Consider the following 17,137-nt stretch of genomic DNA (forward strand, 5'->3'; position numbering starts at 1 on the left):
ACATGGGTCGGAAATACGACAGCCGCCGCTCGGGTGATGGCTGCAGAGAGTTGGCCCGGATAAAGACGAAGGCCGCACATCGGGTTGCCCGGCACCCCGTCGGGCACACCTTGCTTGCAGTGAGAACGCTAGATCACTTCAGCTCGCTCAACGGGACAAAGGCCGCCGCTTTCTTAGGGTCTGCGACGGCATCCTTCAACACCTTGAACACTCGCTGGTCGATCGGTGACGATGCCACGAAATCGGCATAGGCCTGCCCCAGCATCGCCTTGCACCGAGCTCTGATCTCCGGCTCTGCGACACCAGCAAATTGCTCTTTTGCAATATATTGTCCCATGCGCTTTAAGATGTGAAGGCGCGCGACATTCACGATTTTAGGGTCGTAATCGACGCCAAGTAGCGAAAAAAAATCCTCTGCCGACGAGGCCTTGCTGAGCCGATCCAGGATACCGGCTGCCGGGGACGAGTTGATCATGGAAAATTCTCCTTCGGTTTAGCTCTGGACGGTAAATGAGATGGGTGTCCCCTGTTGACTGCTGCTGTCCCGCCTCGCACAGCTGGTGCGCATCGCCAAAGCCTGACTCCGGAAAGCGTGCCCTCAACTTCGCTGCCCAGATCAGCAGGTTCGCCGGTGACGACGTCAGTCCCGATGAAGATCCGGGATCAATGGCCAAACCACGATCGAGGTTGACGCTCGTCAGGCCGGTCGCCGGACCGGAAATCAGCCGCGCGAGAAGACGCCGATTGGCAGTCCGGGGACGGCTCGCCATTGGGTAGGAGATCACAGCATGTATGGCGGAACGGCAAGTAAGATCTGGAGGTGAGATCGCGCCAGGGGATCTGACGTGCGAAAGCTGGACGCCGTTCGCGCCCATCAGCGACATCGGACGCCGTCCTTGCGGCGCATCTGTTTGCGAATGGTCGACGCAAGCGCTGCTGGACACGGCTTTTCACGCTTGGTGGTTTGCCAGGCATCCGCACACGTCGCGCCAGATCGCGGCCACGGTTTCGCGCTCGACCGGCCGCTTGTTCTCGATGGCATATTTGCGGACTTGCGACAGAATCTGTCTGGCTTGATCGGCGCTGGCGACGAGCTGCAGTTCATCGAGTAACGCGCTGATCGCCCCAAGTCCGGAATGCTTACCGATCACAAAGCGGTTGCAGCGGCCAAGCAAAACGGGATCAAGCGATTGATAGGTGCGTTGATCCTTCAAAAGGCCATCGACATGAATGCCGGATTCGTGCGTAAATACATGCTCTCCGACGATGGCCTTGTTCATAGGAATCGCACGTGCGGCCGCGGCTGCTACCACCGCGGCGACGTTCTCGAGCTCTGGGAGTATGATGCCGGTCTCGCGCCCGTAGAGCTGCTTGAGTGCGACCGCGATTTCCTCGAGCGGGGCATTTCCGGCCCGCTCGCCCAGCCCGATGACGGTCACTGAGGCGTGGCTCACGCCAGCCTTGATAGCGGAGAGCGTGTTGGCGGTTGCGAGTCCGAGATCATCGTGACCGTGAAACTCGAGTTCGAGATCGGTGGTCGCACGCAAATTCCTGACCAGCGCGTAGGTTGCGTCGGGATCGAGCACACTGAGCGTATCTGCAATACGAAAGCGACGCGCGCCCGCGGCTTTTGCAGTTGCCATCAGTCTGATGAGAAAATCGATGTCGGCGCGGGAGGAGTCCTCACCACCGACGGCGACCTCAAGTCCGCGCGCACAGGCATAGCCTACCACTCGCTTCAACCGTTCCAGTGCCAGGTCGCGATGACCACCTAGCTTGGCCGCGATCTGGACATCGGAGGTAGGGATCGACATATTTATCATGGACACCTTTGCTTCGATCGCCGCGTCGACATCCGATTCCCGCATCCGGCACCAGCCTATGGTGGTCAGCGGAAGATCTGCTTCGACAATGGCACGAATGGCGGCGATCTCCTCGTTGCCCATCGCCGGCGTTCCCGCCTCGATCTCCGTGACTCCGGCCCGCGCCAGCGCCTGCGCGATCGCCAGCTTTTCCTCTGTGGTGAACGCAACGCCAGGTGCCTGCTCGCCGTCGCGTAATGTCGTGTCGTTGAGCACGGTGGGCTTGGCGCGCACCTGGTCGGACCAAGACGATTTGGCGGCGGTGCTGGCGGCAATCACGCGAGAGCTCCTCATTGTTTGACCTACCTAAGCTTCAGCAACCGGCATGCCAGCCCGTCGTCCTAGGCAACCCACTGACGAAGCTAACGATTCCGTCCTCGACCTTAAGGACTGTCGCAAATGCGACAGGCTCATGAAGCGGACGCCTTGCCTGTTGCCCCGCCGAGTTCGAACGTTAATGCAATTGCGGCGCGCAGGATGTGAGAATTGTCGCGGAGCACTTGAGCCCGCCGCTGCCTTGGACACATGGTCTCTCGCTCGAAAAGGCGTCAGCCGCGGCTCAACCTTCCGCGCGGCTTACCAAATCCGGCGAGGCTTTCTCCGATGATGGTGCGATCGCGGACGCTTGTGGCAGTTCAGATGGCCAGTCGCCGGCAACGACCGGCCGAGTCGCCTGCAATAGAAAATCGCGCCGGCGCTCCGCCATCCGGCTCTCGCCGCTTTCTTCGCCGAAGCAGAGGTTGAAGTCGACACATTGCGTGCACACGGGTGTTGTGCACATCACGAGGCCTTCATCCTCGCAAAGCATGCGGTAGAAGAAGCGCTTCCAGCGCATATTGTTGACATTGCGCACGGCGAGCGGCGCGAAATGGCGGCTCAGCAGCCGAGAGAGTTCGCCACGATTGCGCAAGCCGAGAGCTTCCCACAGATGGTCTGGCTCAATGGCGCGGCGCGCGATCATCGCAGCCAGCCAGCGGCCGATATCCCCTTCAGTTGAGCGTTGCTTGAGCAAGAAATCGCGCAGCATCGCGATCTCGTCGTCCTCTTCGCACTTGAAAGCCGAGAGCTGCCCCGCGAGCTTGATCTCAAGGGAGGGAAAGTACTGCTCCAGCAAGGCCGCCAGTTCAAGGCGGCACAGGCCGGCCTTCTCAGGAAGGGAGCCACCATCCATTGTGGCAGCCGCCAGGATGGACGCCAGGACATGGCGATCGAGATTGCTGTCAATGGCAATATCGGCATCTGCAGGAGGCACACCGGTGAGCAGGCTGTAGGTTGCAATTCCCCTGTGCATCTGGCTGTTGGCATCAACGGCACAAGCAGCCATCAACGGAAGGAAGTGCGCTTCGGACATAATTTTGCGGGTTTCCACAATGGTCAGGTTTGCCCCGCCGCATCCTGGTTTTGGTCAGGGTCGATCGTCAGAATGCCGGCCTCCCCGGGATGGGCGGTGAGGGAGACCGGCATCCGTCGCGGCGCCTTCACAAGGCCGCGACTCGCGACCTTTACGAGGCCGCGAGTTCGGCGGCAGTCTTGCCGACGATGGATTCGTCCACGGGCTTCATAATGCCATGCTCCATCAGCATGTCCTCGAGCTCGTCCATGGAGATCGGAGTCGGGATGATGCCTTTGCCGCCATTGTTGTGAACCTTGGTCGCAAGATTGCGATAGTGATCGGCCTGCTTGGAATCGGGTGCATATTCGAGCACCGTCATGCGGCGTAACTCGGCATGCTGCACAACGTTGTCGCGCGGCACGAAGTAGATCAGTTGAGTGCCTAGCTTCTTGGCCAACGCCTCCGCCAGTTCCAGCTCCTTGTCGGTCTGCCGCTCGTTGCAGATCAGACCGCCCAGCCGCACGCCACCAGAGTTCGCGTATTTCAGGATGCCCTTGGAGATGTTGTTTGCGGCATACATCGCCATCATTTCACCGGACATCACGATATAGATTTCCTGCGCCTTGTTCTCGCGGATTGGCATCGCAAAGCCACCGCAAACGACGTCGCCGAGCACGTCGTATGAGACATAGTCAATGTTCTCGTAGGCGCCGTTCTCCTCCAGGAAATTGATCGAGGTGATGACGCCGCGGCCGGCGCAGCCGACACCCGGCTCAGGACCACCGGACTCCACGCAGCGAATGTCCTTGTAGCCGACCTTCATTACGTCCTCGAGCTCGAGGTCCTCCACGCTGCCAGCGCTCGCTGCAAGGCTCAAAATCGTGTCTTGCGCCTTGGCGTGCAGAATCAGGCGGGTCGAGTCCGCTTTCGGATCGCACCCTACAATCAGGATTTTCTGACCCATCTCGGCCAGCGCCGCCAGCGTGTTCTGCGAAGTGGTCGACTTGCCAATGCCGCCCTTCCCGTAGAACGCGATTTGTCTCAGTGAAGACATGTTGCTCTCCATCAACCGATTTGCCAAAAGTTGCGCGCTTCTTGCGCGCGAGCTTGTTTCTCTCTCAGAAACGGGGGGCACACGGGTTCAAGGGAAGGAGCGCATCGCTCGCCTTACGCGTCGGCGTGCACTCAGCCCTCACTCAGTGTTGCTGCCGCTTATTAGCAACCGCCGTGCCAACGCTTGACCACGCTCCTTAAGCTTCTGATTACGTTTCTAAAAACCAACCGGCCGGTGAGTGATCCTGGTTGTTTCGGATCTGACAGGATCTGCGCGGCTGTCAGAAAACAAACAACGACCAGAACCATCAACGCGAAAAGCCGATTTGGCGGGACCTGTTCCGATGCCTTCAGGTGTGGAACGGAACTTGCTGCTCTTCTCGCAAGTCGGGCGATTTGAGGAGAGTGAATATGCCGGTCGGGCTCAAAACCTGGCGGACCAGCGGCGAGTGTTGCAAATACAGTACAGCGCTTGGTGCGCTGACATTGGAGATGATCGGGAAGAAATTCGCACTGGCTCACGAAAGCAGCAGCGCCGTGCCATTCGTTCAGCTCAGCGCGCCTACATAGGTATGTCGTGGCGACAATCATCTTTTATCAGAAGCTCGGCTGCGCCACTAACGCGCGTCAGATTCAAGCGCTGAAGTCCGCCGGCCACGACGTGATCGCCCAAGACATCTTGAAGAAGCCATGGGATGCGGAGGAATTGCACGGGTTCTTCGGCAACATGCCCGTCGAAGCCTGGTTCAACCGAGCTGCGCCCCGTATCAAGTCAGGCGAAGTCAATCCCGATACTATCGACGCGGCAAGCGCACTCGCATTGATGGTGGGCGATCCGCTCCTGATACGACGACCGCTGATCGACGTAGACGGGGCACGATGTGCCGGACTCGATCATGAGCCCGTGCTGTCGCTGCTTGGCCGCAACACGCAAGATAATCTCGAGGAATGCTTGCACGAAGCAAACCGCGCGCGTTGTCCGCAGACGTGAGGAAACGGCGGAGCGTACCCCCAAGGCCATCAAACGAGGCAAAGAATGACGTTTCCCACTTCCGGCTTCCTTCACGGCTAGTAACCGAGGGGATCTTCGCTGAGACGGCCGGCGCGAGTGGCTACTCCGTAAGGCGGCATCGCCCATATTTGCGCTCGCATGCTGCGCTTCTCGCCTGCGCAAGGTGTGAGCGGCCGCCGCAGTTGTTGCCTTTATCACGCATGTCCTCCGCGGCCTGGATTGGATCAGAGCACCAAGCCGAGAGGCGGTTTCTTGAAGAGATTCGGCTCTCTTGAATTGAATAACGATCAGAACAGACCACCACGCTTCACGGCCCGTGATCCTTATGCAACTTAGCGGCATAATTGCGCTACGGCCCCTCCCATTTTGATCGGTATCAAGTCCTTCGCCATTCCCCGTGTGTGACAGAGACCTCGCGCGACCCTTCGCGCGGATTTTGGAATGGAGAATTCGATGAGAACAAGGACAGTTCTGACGAGGGCATCGCTCCTCGCGCTCGCGACCTCGTTGGCCAGCATCTCGGTACAGGCTGCGGATCTGGGTCGGGCGCCGATCTACTATAAAGCGCCTCCGATCGAACCCTTCAATCCATGGATGGTCCGCCTGCGCGTGCTCGGCGTTTTGCCGGATACCGCAGGCAGCTCGGTCAACGTTGCCGGCGCGCCCCCACTGTCCTCACCAAGTTCTGGGCTTTCGATAAGCAATCAAGCAATACCCGAGCTCGACATCACCTATTTCTTCACAAGAAACGTTGCCGCTGAACTCATCCTCGGCGTGACCAGCCATCACATCAGCGGCAATGGCGCGCTCACTGGGCTCGATATCGGCAAAGCCTGGCTGTTGCCGCCAACACTGACCCTGCAATATCACTTCACCGACTTCGGCCCGCTCAAGCCCTATATCGGCGCGGGCATCAACTACACCGCATTCTTCAACCAATCGGCAGCCAATACGTCGCTCGCCGGTCTTGCCGTGACGGATTTGCGCATCAGCAACCAATTCGGCGCCGCGGTCCAATTCGGCTTCGATTACATGCTTGATCGTCACTGGGGCCTCAACTTCGACGTGAAGAAGCTGTGGCTGCGGCCGGAGTACTCCGCGACCGTAAACAATGCGGTTGCCGTCACCGGGCGCGCCAATATCGACCCATGGCTCGTCAGCGGCGGCGTCACTTACAAGTTCTGACGCTAGAACAGGACCAGAAAGGGGAATCCGTTTGATCAACCGGACGCGGCGAGCTCATCGAGCGCGTCCCCTAACCTCACCACAGTGCAAACAAGGAGCGAGATGACGCGTCAAGGACGCGTCATCTCGCGAGACGCGGGGAGCCATTCGCAGCATTGCTCTCGCTGTGAGCTATGGATAGCGCGGCATGGAGTGACGGTACACAAACAGATCAACCCAGCATATGATCATATTCTTGTTTCGTCGCGCATTGAAGGCGCCATTTGCTTATTGGGCCGGAGAAAAACGGCGACACGCCGCGCCAAGGTCAATGACCTGCTGTTCGCAGACCCGGAGCGTAAGGGCTCCGCTCAACCTCAGACGACCCGAGCTCCGAGCGGCCAGCTCATGGACGGACAAGCCGTCCATGCTGCTAGCCCGGGCAAGTGGCCGCTAAGCGAAGCCTCTAGCTTCGCTTTAGCACCATCACAAGGCGGTCGACACGTTTGCCCTGCTTGAGGTGGGAGTTTACGATTTCGTCAACGTCCTCCGGCGTGGTCGCGCGATACCACACTCCATCGGGATAAACGACCATCAAGGGACCAGAGTTACAAAAGCCAAGGCAGCCTGCCATTGTGAAGCCAATATCGTTGAGGCCTTGCGCTTCGATCGCCTTGCCCATTCGATCCCACAGGGCTTGCGCGCCGGAGGCGCCACAGCTGCCGTGCGGATGAGTTGGCGGACGCTGCGTGTTGCAGGCAAAGACATGATGCCTATAAAGTTGAGGAAGCTCGAATTCGGTTTCTGAGTTCATGCGCCTATCCTGTGATCAATGGGCTTCATCTGAAAAGAGATAAGGTGCGAGCACATCGCCCCCGTCGACTGAACGCCGCATCGACCAATTGATGCTACTGTTTCCCACTCGCGCTTGCGAAAGCAGGCGAAATGAGCGGGCGTCATAGTGATTGTCGTCGCTGACGATCAGCGATAGATACCTTCGCGTCCGGAGCAGCCTCCTTGATCGATTCCAACCTCTTCTGCCGTCATCGCGATCTTTTTACTCCCGCATCACTTGCTCGCCGTCCAACTTCTCCAAAGCAAGTTGCACACCAGATGCGTAACGTTCGTTTCTGCAACGATCCCCTGCTCTGCCCGTCGCGAGTCACAATTAGTGTCGAGGTTGCGACAATCTCGCTTCTTTTCGGACACGACAAACCTCGCGTAGCATTTGACCTACCGCTTCAACCGTCTGCAGTTCGTACGCAGAATGGGCGAGACTCTCGGTTATTTAGCCCAGCTCTTGCGCTATCATGCCTTGGAACGATCGGCGATCTTCATGATCCTCCTGCCGCCTATCGAGGAGCCTCCATCCTCGACGATCGCGCGGTGAATTGCGCGCTCTGTTCTGCCATGGCGTGATCGGCTGGCCGCATCGTCCAGTGCGAGCCCACAGCATCTTTTTCGCCCGAAAGCTGAACGCTGCGTTCCGCCGCTGCCGATTATCGTTTGCCTCGACAGATAGCGCCTGTCGCGAGAGCCCAACGAGGCAGGAGATCGCCGGGCGCCTTTGAGGCTGCAGGCCAAGCCGGCCGCAATCCTGATTGGCAGCAACGGCAAACCGGCAACACAGCGGTCCCAGATTGGGCCCACGCTTCGCACGATACACCTCAAAACGCGCTTGCCGCGGCGCATGCGGAACAACGAACACGTGCCTAGTAATGCATCTGCTCCTAACCGATCCTTCTGACGATGGTGGCGCCAATCGCTAGGGCGTCGCGCGAGCGGAGGATTGGCATTGCAGTTGCAGAGCAGGCAATAACGCCAGCTGCGCCGGCCGGCCAAACACTTCTGACACAGGATCGTCATTCCTCCCCAAACGGTCCTGTCAGTCTGGGTCCCTCCATTTCCCCAGCCCAGACGATGCCCTCGGCGAACTTCCAGCCGCCGGGGGCATTTCCCGCTCGAACATATCGTCGGCAGTACGAAGGGTGTCCTGCCTGCCGGCTCGACGCAAACAAGAGCAGCTTCTTGGTGCGACGGAGATCGCGGGAGTGCAAGGGCGCAATCCGGCGGGCTGCCCGTTTTATCTCACAAGTCAAAGGCCGTGACGCGCATCTGCCAACGCTCAGAAGTACGACCAGCCTCGTCCGGCGGCAAAGCGCCTGAGGTAGCTTGAGCAACAGCAAAGCGATGGGCCCGTTAGTCCGGGTGGATCGTGATATCCATGGTTTCGTCGCTGTCCCCGAACGGGTCGGCGAACCGATCGTCCTCCAGCAGCTTGACGCCGCACAGGCAGACGTCACCTTCGATCACGGCGAGCGCTAGCGGCTCAAGCGATTGTCCATCGCAGGGGCCGTCGATGCACATTCCAGTGTCGATCTCGAATCTTGCACCGTGCCGGCCGCATCTGAGAAAGGAGCCGTCAGCCGAGAAAAACGCACCGGAGCCGATGTTGAGCCAGACGCTTTCATGCGGACAACGATTGACGTAACCAAAATAGTCGTTGCCGAAGGTGCGCACCACAATAATTGGAAACGGCCGGCTCTCGCCCCTATCATCGATCCGCGACAGGCTAAAGCCCATGGCGCCGCTCCGCTCGATGGCATCAGCCGGACAGACGGCAAAAACCTCGATCTGATCGCTCATCAGCTTGCCAATTGTCGGTTCGCTCATCCCGGCCGCGCAGCTTCCTGCTTGAAGGCATCGAGCGCAGTCCGGCTCAGCCGAAAAATCCCACGGCCACGAGCGAGCGGCCGATAAGCCGAGCTGGCACGGGCGTTGAGGATATCAAACCATTGGTTCGATGTGAGCTTCGCCGGACGGTCGCTGATTTGGATCACCCTCCCGTTTGGACCGAAGCGGACGTGGATGATGACTTGTTGCGAGTTCATATCGATCCCCTGTTTTGGTAACTCTAAAGATCCCGAGCCGACACCGAGAATCTCTCGACCCTGATGTGCTTGGTTTCGGGCACCTTGGCGCGTGGGCCTCAAGCCGCGCCTTGGACGCGGCGCCTTTTCTACTATCGAGCAGGTCTCCTTTGCGCTCGCTCGGAGGATTTCTCTTCGTCAAGACGAGTGCATGCCTCCAGCGGCATCCGGCGCGCTCCCGCATTTGTTTGGATCACGATGTGCGCCCGGCAACGCGTATCCTCGGTCCCCTTGCTCATCACTTGCGATGACAAACACTGTGATCATCGCAATTCACTCCTCGTTCTTCCGTGCCGTGGATGACGAGCATCTCAGTAAATCGCTGCACCCGCTCCCACGTTGATCGACGCATCTTTCATGGTCTCGACGATAAACTCGATCTGCTCGTTCGTGAGATGGGTGTGAAACGGAAGCGCCAGAGCGCGATCGGCTATTTTTTCCGTAACCAGGAAATCGCCACGCCGATAGCCGAAATCAAAATAGTGGCGTTGCAAGTGCAGGGGCTGGCTATAGGCGGCGCATTCAACCCGTGCGCCGCGCAGATCATCGATAATGGCGTCGCGCCCCGATCGCGTAAAGCGCGTCCCCAGATGAACGAGATAAAGCAACCAGTTCACCTCGGTCACATGGGGTCCAACATAAGGAGGCTTGATGCCCTCAAATGATTGCATATGCGCGTTGTAAAGCTGGTCGATTAACCGACGCCGCTCCAGGATCTCATTGAGACGCTTGAGCTGCGCCAGGCCCAAGGCAGCCGTGAGATCGCTCATGCCAGCCTGGTACGGTGCGGTGCTACCGACAACAACTGAGGAGCGCTCGTCCAGACGATGGAGGCGATGGCGACGCATGCCGACCGCGATGTCGATATCGTCGGTCACCACCATTGCGCCTTCGCCACAGGTCAGGGCCGCCGGCTGGGCAAAGTCGAACACCGCGAGGTCACCAAACCGGCCGACGAGCTCACCCTTGTAGCTCGATCCGATCGCCTCGGTGGAGTCCTCCAAAAGCAGCAGCTGATGGCGCTGCGCGACCGCGCGCAGTTCCGACCATGGCGCGGGATGACCGTTGGGATTGCCGGCGACAATGGCCCGCGTGTTGGCCGTGATGCGCTCTTCGACCTTCGCTGGGACTAATGCTCCCGACCAATAGTCGATATCGGCAAATACCGCTCGTGCGCCTGCGAGACTGATGGCATGCGCGGTCTCACGAAAGGAGTAGGGCGAGGCAACAACTTCCTGCCCCGGGCCAATGCCGAGCGCCCTCAGCGCAAGCAGGAGCCCGATGGTACCACTGGAGACTGCAACAGCATATTTGCGGCCAAGATAGGCGGCGAAAGCGTGCTCAAACGCCTCAGTGATCTGCCCGTTGGAGATTTGCGGCGAACACAGCAACTTTTCCACGGCAGAGAGCTCGGCGAAGGTGATATCGGGATCGGACAGTGGAATGAATGATGTATTCTTCTCCACAGTGTGCGCGCCATCAAGCCGATATTCTACTAGTTCAGTGCTCACCGCCCAAATTCCTTTTGGCCAATACGATGCCGGTCGCCCGCGTCGGATCGGCCGTAATCTGCACGCAGTGATCCGATCCATCGATCAGATGAAGGTCGAAACGAGGAAACTGCCGGAACGGACGATCCGCTACATCCGACGCATCACAGCGCACCCAAGAAAGCTGCGGAAAGCGGCGCCGTAGCTCGACAAACGGACCCATCTCGGCGCAATCGGCTGCAAGCAGCCGCTCGATTTCGATCAATTCCTCCGCGGTGAGCGCCATCGTGGCTCCTCTATGATTCCTCGACCGTGGTTCGTCATTGCCAGAACAGACGCTCCGGATCCGCATTCAATTCGTCGATTGCAGAAGTCAACCGATGGTAAAGGCTGTAAAATTCCCAGATGCCTCGCGCGTGGTTCTTGCGAAACAGCTTCCAGATCCCGCTCACGGCATCATAAAGAATCAGCGCGACATCGATGAGAGCGCCATCCTTGTCGATGTTGCGCGAGCAACAGGGGCTCTCGATGAGGTAGCCGCCCCTCACCTGCGTCACGTTCGGCAAGACGTAGAGATAGCGCTTGCGCGAGCTCAAGCCGCGCTCGATCCGTTTGCGATCGAGCTCGTTGGGGTGAGGCACCAGCCCGGCCTTTACCTTTCTCATCAGCGCGGCATTCATGGCGAAAGCCTCCATTCAAAGCACTGTGATTTCTTCTTCAAGACAGCCGATGAGTAGCTGCTCACCAAAATCGACAATATAGATCGGCACGTTCGCTTCGGTATGGATAGCGACGTTGATGATCTCGCCGGTCGCTCCGGCGGCGAGCAAGACTCCCTCGGGCTCCTTATTGGGAAATGAGCAGTCGTTGATGAGGTCGACTGCGGTTTTGACCCGCTGGCCGCGCCGATATTTCGGAAAGCCGGGCTGGGTCATGACTCCTCCGGCAATGGCAGATCATCGATCTCCTCGCAGGCGTCCACCGGCTCCAGTTCCTTGCGCTTCATGCCAACGCGGTAGCCGCTTTCCAGAAACTCGACGCCGTAGATGTAGAATTGCTGCAGGAACGTGCCGATCGAGACAACGTAACCCACCTCTCCCTTCTTGACCAAGACGTCGCCAATCTCCTTGCCGCGATAGGTGCCATCATTGCGGATGGTGCGATTGGCTCGCAGCTTTTGGCCAAAGCTGAAGACAGGCGCCTCGCTGAGCTCGACGACGTCGCTGTCGCGAACAATGCTGTTCATGTACCGCTCCTCATGCGCATCGCTCCCTCGTAGAGATTCAGCGAGTCGCTTCGAAATCGCAGGCGAGATCATGCATCAGTTCATGCTCGCGCGGCATCGTCAGTCACATCGGCGATGGCAGCTCCGCCTGGAAGACCGCTCTCGGCATCGCGAAGCGCCTTTGGACCGCCGCGCAGAATGAAATGCCCGCCAGGGCCGCGCTGCCGACCAGCAACAGCACTATTGCAGGGCAATCCAGAGCAGTCGCCCTCCGTGATGGAGGACCGAACGTCGGAGCCTGCGCCGCCGCCAACACGCAGCACGAAGCTTGCGACGTTTTCAGCACCAGCTCTTGGCATGCCGTTCATGGGGGCTCACGCGTTAGGCTGGCGCCTGGTAGCGAGGCAAGGATGTGTCAACTACGCAGGTATTGTCGACCGGACAGGCGGCGACACATTGCGGCTCGTCGAAATAGCCAACACATTCGGTGCATTTCGCTGCTTCAATGAAAAAGTTCCCCCCCTTCTCCGAGATGGCAACGTTCGGGCATAAGGGTTCGCAGGCTGAGCAGCTCGTACACTGCGAGGCGATGATCTTGAATGGCACATATTCCCCCTTACGCTGCAGAGTTCAGAGATCCTTGCCGGATCGCGGCGTCGCCGCGCTGCGCGTGCTGGATCTCCCCGCGTTTCACCTGGTCCAGATAGGATCTGAACCAGGCGATCGCCGACTTCTCAATGAACTCATGGGCGTATTGATCGACCGGCTCGATCCCCGCCTTGATCAGATTGCTTTTCGGGCAGCCGCCGATCTTGGCCACGAAGACCGCATGGCAGTCCTGGATGCCACGCATGATGGCGGAAAGCCTGTCCTCCTCGCCATAACCGCCCTGGCAGTAAACGTCCACGCGGCGGTGGCCAACGAATTTGGCGCCGGATGTAGAAAGTTCGTACACCTGGAATTCCTTTGCATGCCCAAAGTGCTCGTTGATCAACCCCGAGCCCTTGGTTGCGACGGCCACCAAAAGAGTGATCGCGCTCATCTCTCCGGCAAATTCCGCAAGCTCCTTTCGGCCGGCCGCGACTTTGGCGGCACGCTCATCCTCTACCCTGTCCTGATATGCCTTGCGCATCTCTAAGTCATATTGGACGTCCATTTTCATGACCTGCTCGGTTGTGAACTCTGCGCTGCGATCCTCTCCGAGTAGACCGACCGCATCGGCGCGGCACTGGCGGCAATGCCGCATCATTTTTATCTCCCCTTCACAAGCATCTTGCAGCGCCTTCAATTCCTGCGCCGTCGGTCCGCGCTGACCGTTGAGGCCAAATACGGTGCCGTGCTCGGGCGCGGAGATCAGCGGCATGATATTGTGAAGGAAGGCACCGCGCGACTTCACCGCCTTGTTGACCTCGACCAGGTGGTCGTCGTTGATGTTTGGGATCATCACCGAGTTGACCTTGCACAGGATACCCCGTTCGCTAAGCATCTCGAGGCCTTGCAGCTGGCGATCGGTGAGTATCTTTGCCGCGTCGATGCCGGTATAGCGCTTGTGGTTGAAAAAGATCCACGGATAGATCTTGGCGCCGATTTCGGGATCGACCATGTTGATGGTGATGGTGACGTGGTCAATTTTGGACCTGGCGATGGTATCAATATGATCCGGCAGAGCCAGTCCATTGGTTGACAGACACAGCTTGATGTCGGGAGCCGCCTTGGCGACCAGCTCGAACGTCTTGAACGTCTTTGCTGGATTGGCCAGGGGATCGCCGGGACCAGCGATGCCAAGCACCGTCATCTGGGGAATAGTGGTCGCGACCGCGAGCACTTTTCTTACCGCCTCCTCCGGCGTGAGCTTCTCGCTCACCACGCCCGGACGCGATTCATTGGCGCAGTCGTATTTTCGGTTGCAGTAATTGCACTGGATGTTGCAGGCAGGCGCGACCGCGACATGCATGCGGGCGTAATGATGATGCGCTTCTTCGCTGTAGCAGGGATGGTTCTTGACCTTTTCCCAGATTTCGGTCGGCAGATCGCCTTGGCCTGCCTGCGAGCCGCAGCTCGCCTGCCCGGTCTTCGCCAAGGCGCGGCAGCCCTTATGCTCGGCGGCGGGCTGCATCAATTTGCCGCTATCCACTGCAGCTTTGGCATATTTTCCGCGTTCGACGACCGCGTTCATTTCATTTTTCCCTGCAGGCATCATCGGCCTCCCAGGACCATCCGTGAGCGAGCCTCAAGAAGCTGGGTAGCAACTTGCATGCCATGGCGGAGACGATGAAATTGCAACCATACGCCAACGAGCTAGCGGAAAAGATCGGCGCTGGCGCATGTAAGAACAGCAATGATGCGCTTGTTGACAATGCGACAGATACGTCGTCATTCTCACGCAGAGCTCCATGGCTTGCGCATTCATTCTCGCGCTAAGCCGCAACCCGGCTCCACCTGAACGGGTTTTCTCTCGTTGCGGCTCTCGCAATATGCCGATACGAGCTGGGGGATCCGGCTACACAAGGCCGCTAATGGGTGAGCAGTATCTCAACCGCGCAAGGGAGCCCAATCGCAAGCGGTGTCAGGCCTTGCTCGAGTAGAAAGCGGAGCTCGTTGCGAGAGAGTGCGTCCGGATCAACGATCGCATAGTGGGTGTCGGCCGAGCGCTTGATGATCTGCCGCGCATAACTACGCAACAGCTGGTCGTTGAAGCGACAGCCGATGAAGAGAAAGGTCTGTCCGGTTCGCCTTTCCTTGATGATGTCCCGGAATTGGCGTCTGAATGTCGATTTCGCTCAACGCCTCAACATAGTCATGTTGTTGGCCGGCTGCACGCTGCCATGCGGCTTGTACAACACCGTCGCCCGGCTGCCGGCCACGGCACTGTCGACCTCTTGGCCAACTGAATCGTAAAAGCGATACCAGCGATTCTCGCCAATCCCGCCGCGGGTGATACCCTGCACTTCGCCCCATCCATCGCGCTTACCCAGCGCCGCGCGCATGGCGGCATCATACCACGCGTCTACTATGACGGGCAGCGACAGGGAAGCAAGATGATGGTGCAACCGCGTCAGCTCGACTGGCCGAGCGAAGGCCTGCGTCATCAATGCCGTCACGGCGGACCGATGTTTGCTGATCTCGAGAATGCTGCGCCGACGCCCACGCATTTCCCCTAGCCCGCCGCGGCAGCGCAATTTTGCTGCCGAAGAAGCCGGCCAACGCCTCTGGTGTGGTCGGCACATCGGATCTGCACAATTCGGTGAGGCCAGGACCGAGATAGGGAACAATGCTCGCGGCCCTCAGGCCGGCAGCGAGGTCCACGAGCGTGGCCGTTGCATCGGCCGCATCGACAAAGTCGATCTGCGGAGGCGCCTTCACGGATCGTCCCCGTTCTCGCCCCGTTTTTTAGCGTTGATTGTGATCGGTAATCGTGTGTCGCTCGCCATCTCGGGCAAATCGAGCACCCAGCCATTAGCTACTTTGATCCAGCCGCCCCATAGCGTCTCGTACTCGGATTCCACGATGGGCTCCTCGAGATCCTTTTTTGGCACGTAGATCGACAGGCCGGCGTCCGGAGACCGGCGGATCATGATTTTCACGAGGTCTACTCCCTGACTGTGACGCGGGAGGTGGCGCGCAGGCGAGCCACGATGTCGGACACTGCGCACACGACCTCATCGACCTCCGCGAAGGAGGTTTCACGCGACAGAGAAAAGCGCACCGCGCCGCGTATCCGCCACGCCGGCACCTGCATCGCATGCAGAACATGCGATGGCTGCATTGAGCCGGAGTTGCAGGCTGATCCGATCGACACGGCGATGCCCGCGCGATTGAGATGGTGAACGATGGCTTCGCCTTCGAGATGATCGAAGACAATATTGGCCGTGTTCGCTAATCGATTGCTGATATCACCGAGCGCAACGCACTCGCCATTGTGCAAAATTCCCTGCTCAAGGCGGTCGCGCAACGCGCCAATGCGAACGCGCTCCGGTTCGAGCCGCTCCGCGGCAAGCTCGGCAGCCTTTCCCAGGCCGACGATGCCGGGAATATTCTCAGTCCCGCCGCGACGCCCTCGTTCCTGTGATCCGCCGCAGATCAGCGGTCGGAATTTTGTCCCTTTGCGCAAATATAGCGCGCCGACCCCCTTGGGGCCGTGCAGTTTGTGCGCGGATAGCGACAGCATGTCGATCGCACTGTCCTTTAGGTTCACGCGCACCTTACCGATGGCCTGGACCGCATCGGTGTGAAACAGCGCGCCCGCCTCACGGGTCAACCCGGCCAGAAACTCCACAGGAAACATCGTTCCGGTCTCGTTGTTGGCCCACATAACCGAGACAATCGCTGTGCGTGGCCCGAGCGCGCAGCGAAACGCCTCGACGTCGAGCCGGCCGCGGGAATCTACGGGTACGATGTGCGTCTTGACTCCTCTTGTCGTCAATTGCTCGGTTAGCGCAAGAATGGCGGAGTGCTCAACCGAGGTGGTGACGATCTCGTCGCGCTCTTCCTGCGTCGCAAGCGCAGAGAGGACCGCGGCATTATTGGCCTCGGTCCCTCCCGAGGTGAAAACGATTTCATGATCGTATGCGTTCCCTAGCAGGCCCCGCAAGCTGCGCCGGGCCTGCCTCACAGCGACTGCGACCTCGCTGCCAAAGGCATGCGTGGACGAGGCGTTGCCGAATTGCTCGGTGAAGAACGGCAACATGGCTTGCACGACGGATGGATCGGTCCGCGTCGTTGCATTATTATCGAGGTAAATCGGCACTCGAATTTTGCTCAATCCACTGCCTCGCCTGCAGCAGCAACGGGGATCAGGCGAACCAATTCGCCGAGTTTATCGACCAGACGCGCCTGAATGCCTTCCAGCGTCACCCTCGAAAGCTTGCACAACGTGCAGGCACTGGTCAGCCTGACCGTGACCCTGCTGCCATCAATCCCGATCAGGTGACAGTCGCCACCGTCGCGTTGCAGATTGGGTCGGATCTCTTCGATTGCGCCGCGAATGCGACGCTCTCGGCCTATCGCAGTGGACGACGATTGCCTTAGTTGTTCTGGTGCGGCCGGCATGCTTCGATGTCTGCTTCTC

18 protein-coding genes and 1 pseudogene are annotated in these 17,137 nt (G+C 59.1%); 2 read left to right on the forward strand and 17 right to left on the reverse strand.

Annotated features, from left to right (window positions below; all coding sequences use genetic code 11):
* Window positions 1–133: 133 nt before the first annotated feature.
* The 4 genes from nifW to nifH all read right to left on the reverse strand — a co-directional run bounded on the left by nifW (window position 134) and on the right by nifH (window position 4,249).
* Complete coding sequence (gene nifW, locus A3AS_RS0121325) at window positions 134–475, reverse strand: nitrogenase stabilizing/protective protein NifW (RefSeq protein WP_018319595.1); 342 nt, start codon at window positions 473–475, stop codon at window positions 134–136.
* Window positions 476–950: 475 nt separating this feature from the next.
* The gene (nifV, locus tag A3AS_RS0121330) at window positions 951–2,141 is read right to left on the reverse strand and encodes a homocitrate synthase (protein WP_018319596.1); all 1,191 of its coding nucleotides are present in this window, start codon (window positions 2,139–2,141) and stop codon (window positions 951–953) included.
* Window positions 2,142–2,421: 280 nt separating this feature from the next.
* Window positions 2,422–3,213 (reverse strand): nitrogen fixation protein NifQ, encoded by a 792-nt coding sequence (locus A3AS_RS0121335; protein ID WP_018319597.1) that lies wholly within the window; start codon window positions 3,211–3,213, stop codon window positions 2,422–2,424.
* Window positions 3,214–3,364: 151 nt separating this feature from the next.
* A complete protein-coding gene (nifH, locus tag A3AS_RS0121340; RefSeq protein ID WP_026202218.1) occupies window positions 3,365–4,249 on the reverse strand; it encodes a nitrogenase iron protein in 885 nt (294 codons plus the stop codon).
* Window positions 4,250–4,825: 576 nt separating this feature from the next.
* Between nifH and A3AS_RS0121345 the strand changes: the two genes are divergently transcribed.
* Both A3AS_RS0121345 and A3AS_RS0121350 read left to right on the forward strand, forming a co-directional pair.
* Entirely contained in the window at window positions 4,826–5,239 is a 414-nt protein-coding gene (locus tag A3AS_RS0121345) for an ArsC/Spx/MgsR family protein (protein ID WP_018319599.1), read from the forward strand.
* A gap of 462 nt (window positions 5,240–5,701) precedes the next feature.
* Window positions 5,702–6,445, forward strand: coding sequence for an OmpW family protein (locus A3AS_RS0121350; RefSeq protein WP_018319600.1), 744 nt, complete (start codon window positions 5,702–5,704; stop codon window positions 6,443–6,445).
* A gap of 445 nt (window positions 6,446–6,890) precedes the next feature.
* Here the strand turns inward: A3AS_RS0121350 and A3AS_RS0121355 are convergent, their stop codons facing one another.
* The 13 genes and pseudogenes from A3AS_RS0121355 to A3AS_RS0121425 all read right to left on the reverse strand — a co-directional run bounded on the left by A3AS_RS0121355 (window position 6,891) and on the right by A3AS_RS0121425 (window position 17,118).
* On the reverse strand, window positions 6,891–7,238 hold the full coding sequence (locus A3AS_RS0121355) for a ferredoxin (protein WP_018319601.1): 348 nt from the start codon (window positions 7,236–7,238) through the stop codon (window positions 6,891–6,893).
* A 1,385-nt stretch (window positions 7,239–8,623) separates the two neighbouring features.
* Complete coding sequence (locus A3AS_RS0121365) at window positions 8,624–9,097, reverse strand: Rieske 2Fe-2S domain-containing protein (protein ID WP_018319603.1); 474 nt, start codon at window positions 9,095–9,097, stop codon at window positions 8,624–8,626.
* Between the two features lie 568 nt (window positions 9,098–9,665).
* On the reverse strand, window positions 9,666–10,820 hold the full coding sequence (locus A3AS_RS0121375) for an aminotransferase class I/II-fold pyridoxal phosphate-dependent enzyme (RefSeq protein ID WP_018319605.1): 1,155 nt from the start codon (window positions 10,818–10,820) through the stop codon (window positions 9,666–9,668).
* Between the two features lie 34 nt (window positions 10,821–10,854).
* The gene (locus A3AS_RS0121380) at window positions 10,855–11,130 is read right to left on the reverse strand and encodes a DUF6129 family protein (protein ID WP_018319606.1); all 276 of its coding nucleotides are present in this window, start codon (window positions 11,128–11,130) and stop codon (window positions 10,855–10,857) included.
* Window positions 11,131–11,164: 34 nt separating this feature from the next.
* The gene (locus A3AS_RS0121385; RefSeq protein ID WP_026202221.1) at window positions 11,165–11,524 is read right to left on the reverse strand and encodes a DUF3024 domain-containing protein; all 360 of its coding nucleotides are present in this window, start codon (window positions 11,522–11,524) and stop codon (window positions 11,165–11,167) included.
* A gap of 15 nt (window positions 11,525–11,539) precedes the next feature.
* The gene (locus A3AS_RS0121390) at window positions 11,540–11,779 is read right to left on the reverse strand and encodes a nitrogen fixation protein NifZ (protein WP_018319608.1); all 240 of its coding nucleotides are present in this window, start codon (window positions 11,777–11,779) and stop codon (window positions 11,540–11,542) included.
* A complete protein-coding gene (locus A3AS_RS0121395; protein ID WP_018319609.1) occupies window positions 11,776–12,090 on the reverse strand; it encodes a nitrogen fixation protein NifZ in 315 nt (104 codons plus the stop codon). Before A3AS_RS0121395 ends, A3AS_RS0121390 begins: the two co-directional genes overlap by 4 nt.
* 360 nt (window positions 12,091–12,450) lie before the next feature.
* Window positions 12,451–12,675, reverse strand: a complete 225-nt coding sequence (locus A3AS_RS45380; protein WP_018319611.1) for a 4Fe-4S binding protein — start codon at window positions 12,673–12,675, stop codon at window positions 12,451–12,453.
* Between the two features lie 10 nt (window positions 12,676–12,685).
* Complete coding sequence (gene nifB, locus A3AS_RS0121405; RefSeq protein WP_018319612.1) at window positions 12,686–14,245, reverse strand: nitrogenase cofactor biosynthesis protein NifB; 1,560 nt, start codon at window positions 14,243–14,245, stop codon at window positions 12,686–12,688.
* 337 nt (window positions 14,246–14,582) lie between these two features.
* Window positions 14,583–15,432 (reverse strand): annotated as a pseudogene (locus A3AS_RS50090) (SIR2 family protein).
* Complete coding sequence (gene nifT, locus A3AS_RS0121415) at window positions 15,429–15,653, reverse strand: putative nitrogen fixation protein NifT (RefSeq protein WP_018319613.1); 225 nt, start codon at window positions 15,651–15,653, stop codon at window positions 15,429–15,431. The pseudogene A3AS_RS50090 and the gene nifT overlap by 4 nt, the downstream one beginning before the upstream one ends.
* Before the next feature lie 5 nt (window positions 15,654–15,658).
* Complete coding sequence (gene nifS / locus A3AS_RS0121420) at window positions 15,659–16,831, reverse strand: cysteine desulfurase NifS (protein WP_026202222.1); 1,173 nt, start codon at window positions 16,829–16,831, stop codon at window positions 15,659–15,661.
* Window positions 16,828–17,118 carry a NifU family protein gene (locus A3AS_RS0121425; protein ID WP_018319614.1) on the reverse strand — a complete coding sequence of 97 codons (291 nt, stop codon included), beginning with the start codon at window positions 17,116–17,118 and terminating at the stop codon, window positions 16,828–16,830. Before A3AS_RS0121425 ends, nifS begins: the two co-directional genes overlap by 4 nt.
* Window positions 17,119–17,137: the final 19 nt, after the last annotated feature.

Origin of the sequence: Bradyrhizobium sp. WSM2793, from assembly GCF_000379585.1 — a bacterium.
Lineage (GTDB): Bacteria > Pseudomonadota > Alphaproteobacteria > Rhizobiales > Xanthobacteraceae > Bradyrhizobium.